The sequence below is a fragment of the Kitasatospora sp. NPDC094028 genome (assembly GCF_049543595.1).
Classification (GTDB): domain Bacteria; phylum Actinomycetota; class Actinomycetes; order Streptomycetales; family Streptomycetaceae; genus Kitasatospora.
Map to the genome: position 1 here is coordinate 43,116 of NZ_JBMVFA010000038.1, position 13,557 is coordinate 56,672.

Sequence of the window (13,557 nt, forward strand, 5' to 3'; positions counted from 1 at the left end):
CGCGGCGGGCCGGACGGCGCCCGGCCGCGGCCGCCGGTCTCAGGCGTACCGCTCGAACAGGGCCTGCAGGTAGTCCTCCAGGCGGCCCGTCAGCAGCTCCGGGGTGAGGTCGGTGCGCCCGAGCCCCCGCCACGGCACGGCGACCTTCTCCGCGTCCGGCGCGAACGCGAGCGCGTCCAGCGCCCGCCAGTACAGGTGGTCGCCGGGCGCCTCGCTCAGCCGGCCGCCGGCCCGCTCGTAGCGGTCGGCGACGGCCATCCCGGCCTCGACGCCGTGCAGCAGGGCCAGCGCGGTGGCGCAGTGCGCGACGTCCAGGTCGGCCGGGCCCCAGGAGGTCTCCACCCAGTCGACGACCCCGCTGACCGCCAACTCCTCGCCGGAGCCGGTGAACAGCACGTTGCCCGGGTGGAAGTCGCGGTGCAGGAAGCAGGCCCGGTGGGCTGGCGCCGCGCGGTCGATCGCCGCGATCGCACGGCGCCACAGGTCGGGCCGCGCCGTCCGTTCGGGCACCGCGACCCGCTCCGGCGCCGTCCACGCCTGCCAGGCCCGCGGACGCTGCCCCGCCGGCACCTCCAGCGCGTGCACGGCCGCCAACTGCCCTGCCAGCAGGGTGATCCGGCGGTCGACGTCGCCGTCCTCGGCGAGTCGCACGGTGCCCGGCAGCAGCGTCATCACCAGCGACGGGTGGTCGCAGAACTCGCCGGTCGCGTCCACCGCGCGCAGCCGCGCCGTGGGCATCCCGCTCGGCTCCAACTGCCGCAGCACCTGCGCCTCGCGGCCCAGCATGCCCGCGGCGTGGCGCAGGTAGAACGGCTTGACGAAGGAGCGCAGCACCAGCGCGTACCCGGGCCCGGCCGGGCCGTCGTCGCCGTCGCCGTCGCTCTCGACGTCCAGGCGCCGCATCCGGGACGTCCACCCGCCGTGGAGCGTACGGGTCCCGGCGATCCGCTCCCCGGGTGCGAGCAGGCCCTCCACCCAGCGGCGGGTGGCGCCCCACTCCTCGTGCTCCTCGGCGGGCTCCACGGCAGGTCCGTCGGTGCGCTTCTCGGTCACGACCGCCACCCTACGCCTGCCCTCCCCGCTCCTCCGAGGTGTATCGACGTTTCGACAGCGGCCTCGGGGTGGGGCCGACCGGCGACGGTCGGACCGGGCCTCAGCGGACGCCCGTGCCGGGTGAGTTGAGCGCGGTCGGTGCGGCTGCCGCTGCGCGGGCGACGGGGCGGCGCGAGGGCCCGCGACGGGGCTCAGTCGGCCTTCGGCCGGTCCCGCAGCCGGCGGATCTGGGCCTGGCCGAGGTCGTGCGCCCGCCTCATGTGCTCGGTGATGACCTCCAACTCCTGGTCGCTGTGCCCGTCGAGGAGTTCGTGCCAGGCGTGGCCGAGGTCGTTCCACACCGCCGTGACGCGGGCGAGGCGCTCGGGCACCGGGCTGACCAGCACGCGCCGGCGGTCCTGCGGGTCGGGCGCGCGGACGACGTAGCCGTCGCGTTCGAGCCGGTCGACGAGTCGGGTCGCGGAGCCGGTGGTGAGCCCGGTCAGGTCGGCGATCTGCTTGACGGTGAGCGGGGCGGGGTCGGCGGTGAGCAGGCTGAGGCACTGCACGTCGGTGGGGTGGAGCCCGAGGTGGTCGGCGACGGCCTGGTTGAGCAGGACGTAGGAGGCCAGGTAACGGCGGGACTCCCTCGACAACTCCTCCTGCAGGCGGGCCCGGTGCCGGTCGGCCATCTGGATCACACTCCCGAAACAAGCTGCGTGACGCAGCGATCTCCACTATTCTCCTGCGTGGCGCAGTTGATGTGCCACGCAGTTATTCTATTCGGGAGAGACCATGCTGACCATTGCCGTCACCGGAGCCACCGGAGCCCAGGGCGGATCCACCGCCCGCGCCCTGCTGGCCGCCGGCCACCAAGTGCGAGCCCTCACCCGCGCCCCCCGCTCACCCGCCGCTGACGCCCTGCGCCGCCTCGGCGCCGACGTGCGGCACGCCGACTTCGACGACCGCCCGTCTCTCCGGGCCGCCCTCGCCGGGGCGGACTCCCTGTTCGCCGTCACGACCCCGTTCGGCACCGACACGGACACCGAAACCCGCCAGGGCGTACGGCTGATCGACGCCGCGGCCGACGCCCGGCTCGGACACGTCGTCCTCACCTCGGCCGCGCACGCCGACCGCGACACCCGCATCCCGCACTACGAGAGCAAGCACCGGGTCGAGCAGCACCTGCGCGCGGCCGGACTGCCCTGGACGGTGATCGGCCCGGCCGCCTTCATGGACAACTACACCGAAGGCTGGACCCTGGAAGGCCTGCGCGCCGGTACCTTCGCCTGGCCCATGCCCGCCGACCGGCCGCTCACGCTCATCCCCGCCACCGACATCGGCGCCTTCGCCGCCCTCGTCCTTCAGCGCCGCGACGACTTCGCCGGCCACCGCCTCGACATCGCCTCCGACGAGCTCACCGCCGAGCAGACGGCCCGCGTCCTCGCCACCGCCACCGGCGGCCCGATCGCCCACCGCGAGGTCCCGCTCGCCCACGTGCGCGCCCGCTCCGCCGACCTCGCGGCCATGTTCGCGTACTTCACCACCGTCGGCCTCGACGTCGACGTCGCCGGACTGCGCCGCGACTTCCCCGAGGTCGGCTGGCACCGCTTCGCCGACTGGGCCGTCGCCCAGGACTGGCCCGCCCTCCTGTGACCCCCGCTCGCTCTCGTACGGAAGGAACCCGCCCGTGAGCCCGCAGCAGCCCGCGTCGCTCACCCCCTGAGCGCCCCGGGCGGCGCGGCGCCGCCCCGGCCGCCCGTCAGAGGGCCGAGGGCCTCGACGAGCGTGCCGGCCGTCCAGCGCGGTGCGGCGCCGGGGCGGCTGGCCAGGTAGCCGACGGTGCGCCAGGGGCCCCAGCCGTGGACGCGGGTGAGCGCGGTGGCGATGGTGCCGAGGTAGGCGGGGGCGGGCGGGTTCAGGCGGGGCGCCGCTTCGGCGAGGGTCCAGGGGGCGGTGAAGGTGAGCAGGGGGCGCCCGTCCAGGTCGCCCGGGTGGAGGAGGGTCTCGTAGCGCCCGGGGCCGAGGAATGCGGTTGCGCGGGCGGGGCGGCGGGTGGTGGTGTGTCCGGGCGCTGCCCGAACCGTACCGGGGTGCGCTGCGGCTGACGCCCTGGGGAGAGCGCATGGACATCGTCCCGTTGGTGCCGGTGACCACCGGTCGGCTGGTGCTGCGCCCGTTCGCGGCAGGGGACACGGAGGACCTGTTCGCGTACCAGCGGCTGGAGTCGGTCGCGCGCTACCTCTACCGGAAGCCGTATTCGCGCGAGCAGTGCGAGGACCTGGTGGCCCGACGGGCGGCCTGCACCTCCTGGGGCGACGACGGGGACGTCCTGGCGTTGGCGATCTGCCGACGCGACCTGCCGGGAGTGATCGGAGAAGTGGTCCTGAAGGTCGCGTCGGCGCACGCCCGGCAGGCCGAGATCGGCTGGTCGCTGCACCCCGACCACGAAGGCCGCGGCTACGCGACGGAGGCGGCCTCGGCCCTGGCGGCACTGGCCTTCGACACCTTGGCCGTCCACCGCCTCTTCGCCCGCCTCGACGTGGAGAACACCGGATCGGCCAGGGTGTGCGAGCGCCTCGGCATGCGCCGCGAGGCCCACCTGGTCGAGAACGACCTGAACGGCGACCAGTGGGGCAGCGAATACGTCTATGCCGCCCTCGCCCGCGACTTGAAGCGCTGACCGGCCGGTACCGGGCTGCGCGGACGGGCCCTGCTCGCAGCGTGGGCCGTTGCGCCGTGCGGTAGGTTGCGCGGCCCCGTTCCACGGCTGATCCCGCCGGAGGACTGCACACTCCTCACGATGAACCCCAAGGCGGCCGGCACAGCTCCGCGGGGCTTCAGGAGGGCCCGCGTGGCACCACGAGCCCACACTTTTGAACACGTTCACATTGCGGCTAGACTCGCCCCGAGCGACATCGAGGGGGGATTCCGGTGAAGATCGTGCTGCCCGGAGGTACCGGGCACGTGGGCAGGCTCCTGGAACACGAGTGGAGCGCGGCCGGTCACGAGGTCACCGTGCTGACCAGGGGCCCGGGCGGCGGACGGCGGGTCCACTGGGACGGGCGGAGCCTGGGTTCCTGGGCGGAGACCATCGACGGCAGTGACGTGGTGGTCAACCTCGCCGGGCGCAGCGTCGACTGCCGCTACACGGCGGCGAACCTGCGGTCGATGATGGACTCGCGCGTGGACTCCACCCGGGCCGTGGGCGAGGCGATCGCGGCCGCGGCGCGCCCGCCCCGGCTCTGGCTCCAGATGAGCACCGCCACCATCTACGCCCACACCGTCGACGCGCCCAACGACGAGGCCGACGGCCTGCTGGGCGGCGCCGAGCCGGACGTCCCGCGGTACTGGGCCTACAGCGTCGAGATCGCCAAGGCCTGGGAGCGGGCACAGGAGCAGGCCGCCACCCCGCACACGCGCAAGGTGGCGCTGCGCACCGCGATGGTGATGAGCCCCGGCCGCGGCGGCGCCTTCGACCTGATGCTGCGGATGGCGCGGCTGGGGCTGGGGGGACCGGTGGCGGGCGGCGGCCAGTACGTGTCCTGGATCCACGGGCGTGACCTCGTGCGCTGCCTGGACTTCCTGACCGTCCGGGAGGATCTGGACGGTCCGGTCAACATCACGGCCCCCGAACCGCTGCCGTACCGGGACTTCATGCGGGCGATCCGGGCGGCGTGGGGCGTGCCGGTGGGTCTGCCGGCGACCCGGTGGATGGCCGAGCTCGGCGCGTTCGCCCTGCGCTCGGACACCGAGCTGCTGCTCAAGAGCCGCCGGGTCGTTCCCGGCCGGCTCCTGGACGCGGGCTTCGCCTTCGAGCACGCCCGCTGGCCCGAAGCGGCCGCTGACCTGGTCCGACGCATCCGCGCCGCGTAGGCCGGCGCCGCGTTGGCCCGCGCCGCGTTGGCCGGCGCCGCGTTGGCCCCGTTCCCGGCCCGGGCGAGCTCAGCGGGCCGGGAACGGGGCCGCCCACGGTTCCTCGTCCAGGACGAGTCCGTTGGCCAGGTAGCTGATGGTCCGGTACCAGCCGGCCAGCACGAGGAACTCCAGCAGCTGGGCCTCCTCGTAGTGGTCGGACAGGGCGCTCCACGCCGCGGGCGAGAGGTGGGCGGTCTCGTGCAACTCGTCGACCGCGTGGAGCAGCGCCGCATGCCGCGGCAGCCAGCGGGCACCGGCCGTGGGGTCGGCGTCGGCGGTCGCGCGGAGCTGCTCGGCGCTGAGCCCGGCCTGCTCGGAGAAGGCCGCGGCGTGCACCCCCCATTCGTAGGAGCAGCCGGCGCGGGCGGTCGCCCGGGCGATGACGATCTCGCGATCCGGGTCGGGGAGGAGCCCGTGGCCCAGCAGTCCGGCGCCCAGGGCGAACATCCGGGAGGCCAGTTCCGGGTGCCGGTGCAGCACCCGGAACAGCGCGATGGGCTCGTGCGTCACGCCGGGCGGCATCCACCGGCGGAGCGCGTGGTCGATCTCTGCGGAGTACGGCGGTTCGAGCGGGGCGATGCGCGGCATGTGCCTCTCCCTTGCTTCTCTTTTAGAAGCACTATGCTGCTTCGAGAAGCGAAGCGCAAGGAGTGGACATGAACGCCAGAACGCCACAGCCCGGCGTACCCGTGCGGGGCTCCGAGTCGGGCCGCCCGGTCATGGCCGCACTCGACCTGCTCGGGCGGCGCTGGACCCTGCGCATCCTGTGGGAGCTGAACCAGGCCCCGGCGGGCTTCCGCGAGTTGCAGCGCCGCTGCGAGCGCATGTCCTCCAGCGTGCTCACCACCCGGCTCGGCGAACTGACCGACGCCCGCCTGCTCGCCCTGCACGACGACGGCTACCACCTCACCCGACTCGGCCTCGACCTCGTCGACGCGCTCGGCCCGCTGAACGCCTGGAGCCGGCGATGGGCACGCGAGACCGACGCCGACCCGGGCACCGGATCGCCGTAGCCGTGACCACGTGCCCACGTGACCGCCGAGCCGGTCACCGGCTGTCGGTCACTGCGTCCTGTCGTCGTCGAGTCCGGCGATGACCCTGATGTCCGCTTCGGACATGTCCAGGACCGGGGCGATGAGGCGGGCGTGCAGCGGCTCCGGGTTGTCTCCGCCGCGGAGCATGTGGATGGTGGACATCGACAGCCCGGCGGTCCTGGCCATGTCCCTGACCGGGATTCCGCGCAGGTCCATCAGTCCGGTGAGCATCCGTCCGAACGGATGCGGCTCCGACCGCCCGACAGGGGCAACGGCCGGGCCGATGACGACGTCACCGATCTTGGCCTGGAAGCGGATCAGCCGGTCGCCCGTGAACCCGACCTTCGCGACGAACGGCAGGCGCTCGCCGTTGCCGGAGGCGACCGTTCCCGGGATCGACACCTCGACGAACCGCTCGGCGGGATCGCAGCGGTGATTCCCGGTCTCCACGGGGGTTCCCGGCTCGACGCGGTCGACCTTCCAGTCGCGGTTCCACCACGGGAGGTCCTGCAGCACCTCGTTGAAGAAGGGCGCCAGGACAGTGATGTCCACCGGGTCCGGAGGATTCTTCTGGCCCACCCAAATGACGCCGGGCCAGTACGTCAGTGCCGCGATCACGTCCGTCGTCAGCGCGCGGTTGGCAGTCTCCATGGCCTCACTCTCCCACCGGCCGACAGAGCGATCTCCCGCGACCGGGCGGACGTCGTCCGATGCGTCACCGGCTTCCCGGCGGTCGCTGACGAGTTCACCGGCCAGGCCCGAGGACGGGCGAAGCCTTGCGGGCGACGCCTGTTGATCATTATCGTCGGCTGTGCGGTTCCGGGGCCGAGGTGGGCGCGGCCGCGGAGCCGGGGGGCGCCATGGATGCACGGTCGGCCGCCGCACTCCTCGCGGGGGTGGCACTCCTCTTTCTCGCGCTCGCCGGCCGGGAGTTCAGCAGACGGAAGGTCCTGTACCGGCGGGGCGTGGTTGTCGAGGGCACGTGTACGAGCCAGTACATCGAGGACAACATGGACGTCTCGACGATCGCCTACTCCCACAGGGGCCGGGAATACACGTTCACGACCTCCACGCCCACCAGCGAGCAGGCCGTGCGGGTCGGTCTGTGCTACCCCGTCCGCTACGACCCCGAGCATCCGCGGCGGGCAGCCCTGGAAGGCCGCGGCCGCTGGGACTTCATGGGCGGCGTCATGCTCGCGACGGTCTTTCTGGCCGTTGCCGCTCTCGTCCTGTTCGGCTGACACCGCTCCGTCCTCCTGGTTGCCGTCTTCCCCCGGTTCGGCCGGTCGGTCGCAGCGGACAAGCCGTTGATGACGTGCCCGGACTTGCGGTCGGTCAGAAGATCAGTGCCCTGACGATATGCCGTTGTCTCGGATTAAACGCTGTCAGTAGGGTGTTGACTGCATCGTGCGCTGAACATCCGGCGCCGCTTCATTGGAGGGGACTATGACCACCCGAATGACCAGGGGATTAGCTGTCGCGCTGCTGACCTTGACCGGAGCCGCCGTGGCGGGCCCGGCCGTGGCCGCCGTGCCGCAGGGCGCGCCCGTCGCCTCGACGGTGTGCGCGGACTCCTGCGACCAGTCCTCGGTGTTCTCCGAGGTATACAAGGACCGGACGATCTTGATCACCGCCGACGACGGCGAGTCCTCGTTGTGTGACCACGTCCTCATCGACGGCGTCGCGCTGTCGGTGCACCGCCTGGCCGGCGGCGGCTACTACAGTCTCGTGAACGCCTACCAGAGCTTCCCGACGCTGCGCGCCACCGCTGAGGCCGCCGTCGACAGCCTGCACGGCGCGGGCCTCAACCCGACACCCTGCACGGACTGACCCTCTTGCACGGCGGGCGCCGCCCCCGGCGCGCCGGGGGCGGCGCCCGCTGGTAGCTGCCGACGGTTCAGCCGCCCGGCACAGTCGGGAAGCGCGGCGCCCAGGTCCTCCTGGTACGGCACGACATATCTGCCCGAGCTCTCTGGGAGGCGCTACTGATGCACCCGAGTGTTGCCCGACTGACCGGGATTCTGCCGCAGCACCCTGGAGCCGGCGATCCCATCGACTGGGACGAGGCGGCCCGCAGGTGGGGCACTCCGTTTCCGGCGGACTACCGAGACTTCGTCGCCGTCTACGGTGGTGGGTCGATCAATCGCTCGTTCTCCATAGGGCTGCCACTGGAGGTCGCACGGGGTTCTCGCGGCCCCCTGCACTTTGAGGAGTTGGTCGAGTGCGGGTACGAGCTGCTCGATCTGGACCCCACGGACGGCCCACACCTGAAGGGGAGGATCTCGTGGGCGGTGGACTGCAGCGCCAACCAGGCGTTCTGGGACACCACGGATCCGGATCCCGACAGGTGGACCACCCTCGTACTCACCCGCGATGGTGACTGGGTCGATTACGACTGCGGCATGGTCGACTTCCTCGTCGGGTTCCTGACCGGCGAGATCAGTCCTCAACCTATGGGCATGTTCTCCCCCGACCAGCCGGTCTTCCTGAACTGGCGGGAGGAACGACGCCTTGAGGAGGCGGGCATCAACCCCTGGCCTCATCTCTGACCGAGCGTCAACTTGGGCTCTGGTCCTCGTCGAGTGGTCAGCCGGCGGGTTGCTTTCGGTGGGGGCTCGTTGTGTTCAGAGGACGTTGGAGAGGAACGTTCGCAGCCGTGGGCTGGCTGGTGTGTCGAGGAGGGCTTCGGGTGGGCCGGATTCGACGATGATGCCGTTGTCCATGAAGGCGATGGTGTCGGCGGCCTCGCGGGCGAAGCCTATTTCGTGGGTGACCACCACCATGGTCATGCCCGCGTGGCCGAGGTCGGCCATCAACGCCAGGACGCCGTTGACCAGTTCCGGGTCGAGTGCGGAGGTGGCCTCGTCGAAGAGCATGATCTGGGGTGCCATCGCCAGGGCGCGGGCGATCGCGGCTCGTTGTTGTTGCCCGCCCGAGAGCTGTTCCGGGCGTGCGTCGGCTTTGTGTCGGAGCCCGACCAGGTCGAGTTGTCGGTGGGCGGTCTCGGTTGCCTCCTGGGGGGAGAGGCGTTTCAGTTTGCGCAGGGGGAGCGTGATGTTGCGCAGGATGCTCATGTGCGGGAAGAGGTTGAAGTGCTGGAACACCATGCCGACTTGCCGGCGCAGGAGGTCGGGGTCGCGTCGTAGCACGCTCTCGCCGTCCAGGAGGATGTCGCCGCGATCGGGTTCGACCAGTCGGTTGATCGTCCGTAGCAGCGTGGACTTGCCGGAGCCGGACGGTCCGATCACGCAGAGCGTGTGCCCCCGTGGGACGTCCAGGTCCACGCCGCGCAGAACGGGGTTGCCGCCCAGGGTCAGGTGGAGGTCGCGGGTCGCCAGGCTGACGGGGGAGAACGCGCTGGTGGTGGTGGGGGTGGGGTGCTCGTCAGGCACGGGTCGCTCCTTCGGGCACGGTGTCGGGCGCGCTCTTCGGCAGCGGCTCGGGCAGGGGCGCGCCGGTTGTCCTCTCGACGGTTCTGGGGCCGCGTCGTAGGCGCCGGTCGATGATGTTGACCAGGTGTGTCAGCGGCACGGTGAGCAGGAGGTAGAACAGGCCGGCGATGACCAGCGCGGACTCGTTGCCGGTGGTGGCGGCGGAGTCCTGGCCGATGCGGAACAGGTCGCGTTGTTCGGCGGTGAGCCCGAGGAAGTAGATCAGGCTGGAGTCCTTGATCAGCGCGATGAGCTGGTTGACCCAGGCCGGCAGGACGCGTCTGATGCCGAGGGGGACGATGATCAGCCGCATGGCGGAGGCGTACGGGAAGCCGAGGGCGCGTGCGGCTTCCAGCTGGCCGGCCTCCACGCTCTGGATGCCCGAGCGGAAGATCTCACCGAAGTAGGCGGCGGCGATCAGTGAGAGCGCGAGGATCCCCAGCGGGAAGGGGTTCGGCCCCCAGATCGTCAGCCCCTGCGGGGCCAGCCCCACGCCGATCAGCAGGATGGTCACCGCGGCGGGGAGGCCGCGGAACACATCGGTGTAGAGGCGGGCCGGCCACCGCAGCCAGCGGGCCCTGGAGATCCCGGCCACGGCCAGTGGCAGGCCCAGCAGCGTGCCGATGACGGCCGATGTCACCGAGAGGATCAGCGTGTTGGGCACGCCGGTCGTGAGCAGGTCGGGGATCGCCGCACGCATCGATTCCCAGTCGAAGAACGTCTTCGCCAGCGTGCCCAGCTGGTCCACGTCGGTCTCCTGTCCGGTCTGTTACGGGAACGGTCACAAGGTCAGGGCGTCGCCGACGCGCCGGCCGTCTGCGACGGGGCGCTCGTGGCCGTCACCGGCGGGTAGTCGACGGTTCCGCTGCCGGGCTTGAAACCGTCCGGCACGGGCCGGCCCGGGTAGTACTGCTCCTGGAGGCGGGTCCAGGTGCCGTCCTTGATCACCTCGTCGAGGGCCTTGTTCAGTGCGGCGAGCAGCTGGGGGTGGTCCTGTGCGACGGCGAAGGCGGTCGGCGCGGGGCTGAGCTGCTTCTGGACGAGGACCACCTTGCCGCCGCTGTCGTTGGCGCTCTTCTCGCCGATCTCGGCCGGTGAGATCCAGGCCTCGGCGGTTCCGGTCTTGAGCTGGTTGAGCGCGCCGTTGTAGTCGGGGACCCGTACGGGGTTGAGGTTGTGCTTGGTGGCGTAGTCGTCCTGGACGGTTCCCTGCACGACCACGACCCGCTTGCCGGTCAGCTGGTCGAAGCCGGTGACGGGCGAGCCGGCGGGGACGTCGAGCCCGAAGTAGCCGAAGTCGTACCCGTTGGTGAAGGCGACCGTCTTCTTGCGGGCTTCGGTGACGGTGATGGACGAACTGCCCACGTCGAACTTGCGGTTGGCGACCTGGGACAGCAGGGCCGAGAAGTCGGTCGAGGCGAACTGCGCCTTGAGGCCGGCCTTGGCGGCGACGGCGGTGAACAGGTCGTTGTCGAAGCCGGTGAACTTGCCGTCCTTGAGATAGACGTTCGGGGGAGCGTCGGAGAGCGTGCCGACGTGGATCGTCCCCGGCTCGGCGAGCTGGTAGGGGTTGTCGGCGGAGGCGGTCCCCGACGACGTGCTGCCGCACGCGGTGAGCGGCGCGAGGCAGACGAGGGCGGCAAGGGCGGTGACGAGGACCCGACGCGGGCGCATGGAGGCTCCAAACAGGCGGTGGTGACGGGAGGTTGGTGGTGGAGAGGGGTGGCAGCGGAATATTGACCACATCAATATGCGCTCGTGATCATTGCCGTGGAGTTGCACCGGCATGAAACCTCCCGGGGGCCGGTATCCGGCTGCGATACTGGCGGGCATGGCAACGCCGGGCCCGAGCGAGGCAGGACCGTCGCCCGAGGCGGCGGCCGTGGGCGCCGCGATCCGCCGGCGGCGCAGAGCCCTCGGGATCCGGATGGTGGACCTGGCCGAGGCCGCCGGGTTGTCCCAGCCGTTCCTCAGCCAGCTGGAGCGGGGCCTCGCCGCGCCGAGTCTGGGCTCGATCTACCGGATCGCGGAGTCCCTGGACTGTGCTCCGGGTGCGTTCCTGCGGCCACGGTCCGGATCAGGTCGGGTCGCGCACGAGTGCGATCCGCGGTTCGTCCGCGTCACCGGGAGCGGTGGTCGGGCGGTGGAGGTGCTGGTCCCCGGCGGCCGGGGCGGCGCCATGGAGGTCTACCGGCGACACTTCGTTCCCGGCGAGCCCGAATGCGGGTGGTTCGAGCACCCGGGCGAGGACTTCCTCTACGTTCTGGAGGGTGAGGTCATCCTCGAACTGCGGGGCGAGCGGCCGGTGTTGGTACAGCAGGGGCAGAGCGCGTACCACCGGGGCGACATCCCGCACCGCTGCCGCCCGGCCGGTGGTGAGGCGCGAACGTTGCTCGTCGTTGCGCCGGGATGTCATGCGTGAGCCGCCGCCGGACGCGCGAACGTGGAGCGCGTTGACGCCGGCGGTGGAGTCCGGCTAGCTTCCACGGCATGCAGCAGCGCCCCATCGCCCTGACGACTCGCGGTCACATCGACCTTCTGCGGGTCTGTTCCGCTGCCTGTCGTTCCTGCTGAGCGTCTCCCTCGGCCGAGGGCCCTGCTTCGTCCGACCGACCGGCCTGGCGGTTGGCGACGCGTGCGCACGTGCCGGCCGCCGGCCGCCGGCGGTGCCGCCCTCGACGGCCCCTCGGTGACATTCGGGCGCAACTCCAACCTGCCCTCAGCCGGCGGTAGTTGAGGTCGTTCCTGTCCTTCCTGCGGGCGTGCGGGGTCGTCCTGCCGAGGAGATGCCGTGGCCGTCGAAGCCGACGACCTGGCTCCGCCCGCCTCCGCCCGCCTCCGCCCGTCGTCGCCCCCGCGACCTGTTCCTCTCCATCAACAGCCCTGATCTGCTTCGGATTTCATGTGAGGATCGCCATGCGCAAGAGCATCTGGACCCTTCGATCGCTGACCGTCACGGTCATCGCCGCAATCGCCGGCACGCTGCCGGTGAGCGGCGCAACGGCGGCGGCACCGGGCAGCCCGCCGCTGCCGCCGGTGACCGTCCTCACCGACAAGCCGGGGGCCGGCGGCGGGGACATCTTCGTCTCACCGAACTCGGCCACCGGCCAGTACGCCAACGGCGTCGAGATCCTGAGTCCCGACGGCAAGCAGGTCGTCTGGTCGCACGCGGTTCCGGCCGGCCAGGAGGCCGCCGACTTCCGGAAGCAGACCTACCGGGGCAAGCCCGTGCTGACCTGGTGGCAGGGGACCGGCCTCGGCGGGCTCGCCAAGGGCGTCAACTACATCTACGACGACCAGTACCGGAAGATCGGCGAGGTCAGGGCCGGGAACGGCTACTCCGCAGACGGCCACGAGTTCCTGATCACGCCCCGCAACACCGCGCTCATCCTCGCCTACACCGAATCCACCGCCGACCTCACCTCCATCGGCGGCCCCGCGAACCAGAAGGTGATCAACGGGATCGTGCAGGAGGTCGACATCCGTACGGGCAAGGTCCTGTTCGAGTGGAACAGCGCCGACCACGTGCCGTACACGCAGAGCGAGCAGCCGCTGCCCTCCTCGGCGAGCACGCCGTGGGACTGGTTCCACATCAACGCCGTCAAGCCGGACGGCGAGGGGAAGTTGCTCATCGACGCACGCAACACGTGGACCACGTACGAGGTGTCGCGGCACACCGGCCAGATCCTCTGGCAACTCGGTGGCAAGGCCAGCTCGTTCAAGCTGACCGCCGCACCGGGTCAGGTGCTGAACAGTGACGGAAAGATCTTCGCCTGGCAGCACGACCCGCAGCCGCTCGGGAACGGCCTGTACACCTTCTTCGACAACGAAGCCGCGGGCAGGGCGAACACCGGATCCGGAACGGTCTCCGAACTGCCGTACAGCCGTGTGGTCACCGTGCGCCTGGACTTCAGGACGCACGAGGCGACCCTGGTGAGCTCCGCCGATCAGCCCACCAAGCTCAGCGCCTCCTCGCAGGGCAACGCGCAGACGCTGCGCAACGGTGACCTCGTCGTCGGCTGGGGATCGCTGCCCTACGTCTCCGAGTTCAGCCGCTCCGGCGAGCTGCTGTTCGACGCTCGGTTCCCCGCGGGGGTGAACAGCTACCGGGCCTACCGGTTCGACTGGAAGTAGCCGTCTCG

At 71.3% G+C, this 13,557-nt stretch carries 16 protein-coding genes; 9 read left to right on the forward strand and 7 right to left on the reverse strand.

Features of this window, described 5'->3' with window-relative positions; all coding sequences use genetic code 11:
- Window positions 1–39: 39 nt before the first annotated feature.
- Together ACPC54_RS35615 and ACPC54_RS35620 are read right to left on the reverse strand one after the other, a co-directional pair.
- A complete protein-coding gene (locus tag ACPC54_RS35615; RefSeq protein WP_498970739.1) occupies window positions 40–1,053 on the reverse strand; it encodes a phosphotransferase family protein in 1,014 nt (337 codons plus the stop codon).
- A 191-nt stretch (window positions 1,054–1,244) separates the two neighbouring features.
- Window positions 1,245–1,724, reverse strand: a complete 480-nt coding sequence (locus ACPC54_RS35620) for a MarR family winged helix-turn-helix transcriptional regulator (RefSeq protein ID WP_498970741.1) — start codon at window positions 1,722–1,724, stop codon at window positions 1,245–1,247.
- 103 nt (window positions 1,725–1,827) lie between these two features.
- On the opposite strand from ACPC54_RS35620, the gene ACPC54_RS35625 reads away from it, so the two are divergent.
- The 3 genes from ACPC54_RS35625 (at window position 1,828) to ACPC54_RS35635 (ending at window position 4,908) form a co-directional block, all read left to right on the forward strand.
- Window positions 1,828–2,688 carry an NmrA/HSCARG family protein gene (locus tag ACPC54_RS35625; RefSeq protein ID WP_498970743.1) on the forward strand — a complete coding sequence of 287 codons (861 nt, stop codon included), beginning with the start codon at window positions 1,828–1,830 and terminating at the stop codon, window positions 2,686–2,688.
- A 469-nt stretch (window positions 2,689–3,157) separates the two neighbouring features.
- Window positions 3,158–3,715: a GNAT family N-acetyltransferase gene (locus ACPC54_RS35630; RefSeq protein ID WP_498970745.1), complete on the forward strand. Its 558-nt coding sequence runs from the start codon at window positions 3,158–3,160 to the stop codon at window positions 3,713–3,715.
- A gap of 251 nt (window positions 3,716–3,966) precedes the next feature.
- On the forward strand, window positions 3,967–4,908 hold the full coding sequence (locus tag ACPC54_RS35635; RefSeq protein WP_498970747.1) for a TIGR01777 family oxidoreductase: 942 nt from the start codon (window positions 3,967–3,969) through the stop codon (window positions 4,906–4,908).
- Between the two features lie 69 nt (window positions 4,909–4,977).
- Here ACPC54_RS35635 and ACPC54_RS35640 read toward each other — a convergent pair whose 3' ends face one another.
- Complete coding sequence (locus tag ACPC54_RS35640) at window positions 4,978–5,538, reverse strand: carboxymuconolactone decarboxylase family protein (protein WP_498970749.1); 561 nt, start codon at window positions 5,536–5,538, stop codon at window positions 4,978–4,980.
- A 68-nt stretch (window positions 5,539–5,606) separates the two neighbouring features.
- Here ACPC54_RS35640 and ACPC54_RS35645 point away from each other — a divergent pair, with 68 nt between their 5' ends.
- Complete coding sequence (locus tag ACPC54_RS35645) at window positions 5,607–5,963, forward strand: winged helix-turn-helix transcriptional regulator (RefSeq protein ID WP_498970751.1); 357 nt, start codon at window positions 5,607–5,609, stop codon at window positions 5,961–5,963.
- 48 nt (window positions 5,964–6,011) lie between these two features.
- Here ACPC54_RS35645 and ACPC54_RS35650 read toward each other — a convergent pair whose 3' ends face one another.
- Complete coding sequence (locus ACPC54_RS35650; protein WP_498970753.1) at window positions 6,012–6,635, reverse strand: XRE family transcriptional regulator; 624 nt, start codon at window positions 6,633–6,635, stop codon at window positions 6,012–6,014.
- Window positions 6,636–6,844: 209 nt separating this feature from the next.
- Between ACPC54_RS35650 and ACPC54_RS35655 the strand changes: the two genes are divergently transcribed.
- The 3 genes from ACPC54_RS35655 to ACPC54_RS35665 all read left to right on the forward strand — a co-directional run bounded on the left by ACPC54_RS35655 (window position 6,845) and on the right by ACPC54_RS35665 (window position 8,533).
- Window positions 6,845–7,225 (forward strand): DUF3592 domain-containing protein, encoded by a 381-nt coding sequence (locus ACPC54_RS35655; RefSeq protein WP_498970755.1) that lies wholly within the window; start codon window positions 6,845–6,847, stop codon window positions 7,223–7,225.
- 205 nt (window positions 7,226–7,430) lie between these two features.
- A complete protein-coding gene (locus ACPC54_RS35660) occupies window positions 7,431–7,814 on the forward strand; it encodes a tyrosinase family oxidase copper chaperone (protein ID WP_498970756.1) in 384 nt (127 codons plus the stop codon).
- Window positions 7,815–7,972: 158 nt separating this feature from the next.
- Window positions 7,973–8,533, forward strand: coding sequence for an SMI1/KNR4 family protein (locus tag ACPC54_RS35665; protein ID WP_498970758.1), 561 nt, complete (start codon window positions 7,973–7,975; stop codon window positions 8,531–8,533).
- Between the two features lie 75 nt (window positions 8,534–8,608).
- Here the strand turns inward: ACPC54_RS35665 and ACPC54_RS35670 are convergent, their stop codons facing one another.
- The 3 genes from ACPC54_RS35670 to ACPC54_RS35680 are packed head-to-tail and all read right to left on the reverse strand — an operon-like array spanning window position 8,609 to window position 11,089.
- A complete protein-coding gene (locus ACPC54_RS35670; RefSeq protein ID WP_498970760.1) occupies window positions 8,609–9,376 on the reverse strand; it encodes an amino acid ABC transporter ATP-binding protein in 768 nt (255 codons plus the stop codon).
- On the reverse strand, window positions 9,369–10,163 hold the full coding sequence (locus tag ACPC54_RS35675; RefSeq protein WP_498970762.1) for an amino acid ABC transporter permease: 795 nt from the start codon (window positions 10,161–10,163) through the stop codon (window positions 9,369–9,371). The genes ACPC54_RS35670 and ACPC54_RS35675 overlap by 8 nt, the downstream gene beginning before the upstream one ends.
- A 41-nt stretch (window positions 10,164–10,204) precedes the next feature.
- Complete coding sequence (locus tag ACPC54_RS35680) at window positions 10,205–11,089, reverse strand: ABC transporter substrate-binding protein (protein ID WP_498970764.1); 885 nt, start codon at window positions 11,087–11,089, stop codon at window positions 10,205–10,207.
- 157 nt (window positions 11,090–11,246) lie between these two features.
- Here ACPC54_RS35680 and ACPC54_RS35685 point away from each other — a divergent pair, with 157 nt between their 5' ends.
- Both ACPC54_RS35685 and ACPC54_RS35690 read left to right on the forward strand, forming a co-directional pair.
- Complete coding sequence (locus ACPC54_RS35685; protein ID WP_498970766.1) at window positions 11,247–11,837, forward strand: helix-turn-helix domain-containing protein; 591 nt, start codon at window positions 11,247–11,249, stop codon at window positions 11,835–11,837.
- A 494-nt stretch (window positions 11,838–12,331) separates the two neighbouring features.
- Window positions 12,332–13,549, forward strand: coding sequence for an arylsulfotransferase family protein (locus tag ACPC54_RS35690; protein WP_498970768.1), 1,218 nt, complete (start codon window positions 12,332–12,334; stop codon window positions 13,547–13,549).
- Window positions 13,550–13,557 lie beyond the last annotated feature (8 nt).

Bases quoted from the DNA above. Each gene is read 5' to 3' on its own strand.
- ACPC54_RS35620 (WP_498970741.1), bottom strand. From the start codon at position 1,724: ATGGCCGACCGGCACCGGGCCCGCCTGCAGGAGGAGTTGTCGAGGGAG.
- ACPC54_RS35625 (WP_498970743.1), top strand. From the start codon at position 1,828: ATGCTGACCATTGCCGTCACCGGAGCCACCGGAGCCCAGGGCGGATCC.
- ACPC54_RS35630 (WP_498970745.1), top strand. From the start codon at position 3,158: ATGGACATCGTCCCGTTGGTGCCGGTGACCACCGGTCGGCTGGTGCTG.
- ACPC54_RS35640 (WP_498970749.1), bottom strand. From the start codon at position 5,538: ATGCCGCGCATCGCCCCGCTCGAACCGCCGTACTCCGCAGAGATCGAC.
- ACPC54_RS35645 (WP_498970751.1), top strand. From the start codon at position 5,607: ATGAACGCCAGAACGCCACAGCCCGGCGTACCCGTGCGGGGCTCCGAG.
- ACPC54_RS35650 (WP_498970753.1), bottom strand. From the start codon at position 6,635: ATGGAGACTGCCAACCGCGCGCTGACGACGGACGTGATCGCGGCACTG.
- ACPC54_RS35655 (WP_498970755.1), top strand. From the start codon at position 6,845: ATGGATGCACGGTCGGCCGCCGCACTCCTCGCGGGGGTGGCACTCCTC.
- ACPC54_RS35660 (WP_498970756.1), top strand. From the start codon at position 7,431: ATGACCACCCGAATGACCAGGGGATTAGCTGTCGCGCTGCTGACCTTG.
- ACPC54_RS35665 (WP_498970758.1), top strand. From the start codon at position 7,973: ATGCACCCGAGTGTTGCCCGACTGACCGGGATTCTGCCGCAGCACCCT.
- ACPC54_RS35680 (WP_498970764.1), bottom strand. From the start codon at position 11,089: ATGCGCCCGCGTCGGGTCCTCGTCACCGCCCTTGCCGCCCTCGTCTGC.
- ACPC54_RS35685 (WP_498970766.1), top strand. From the start codon at position 11,247: ATGGCAACGCCGGGCCCGAGCGAGGCAGGACCGTCGCCCGAGGCGGCG.
- ACPC54_RS35690 (WP_498970768.1), top strand. From the start codon at position 12,332: ATGCGCAAGAGCATCTGGACCCTTCGATCGCTGACCGTCACGGTCATC.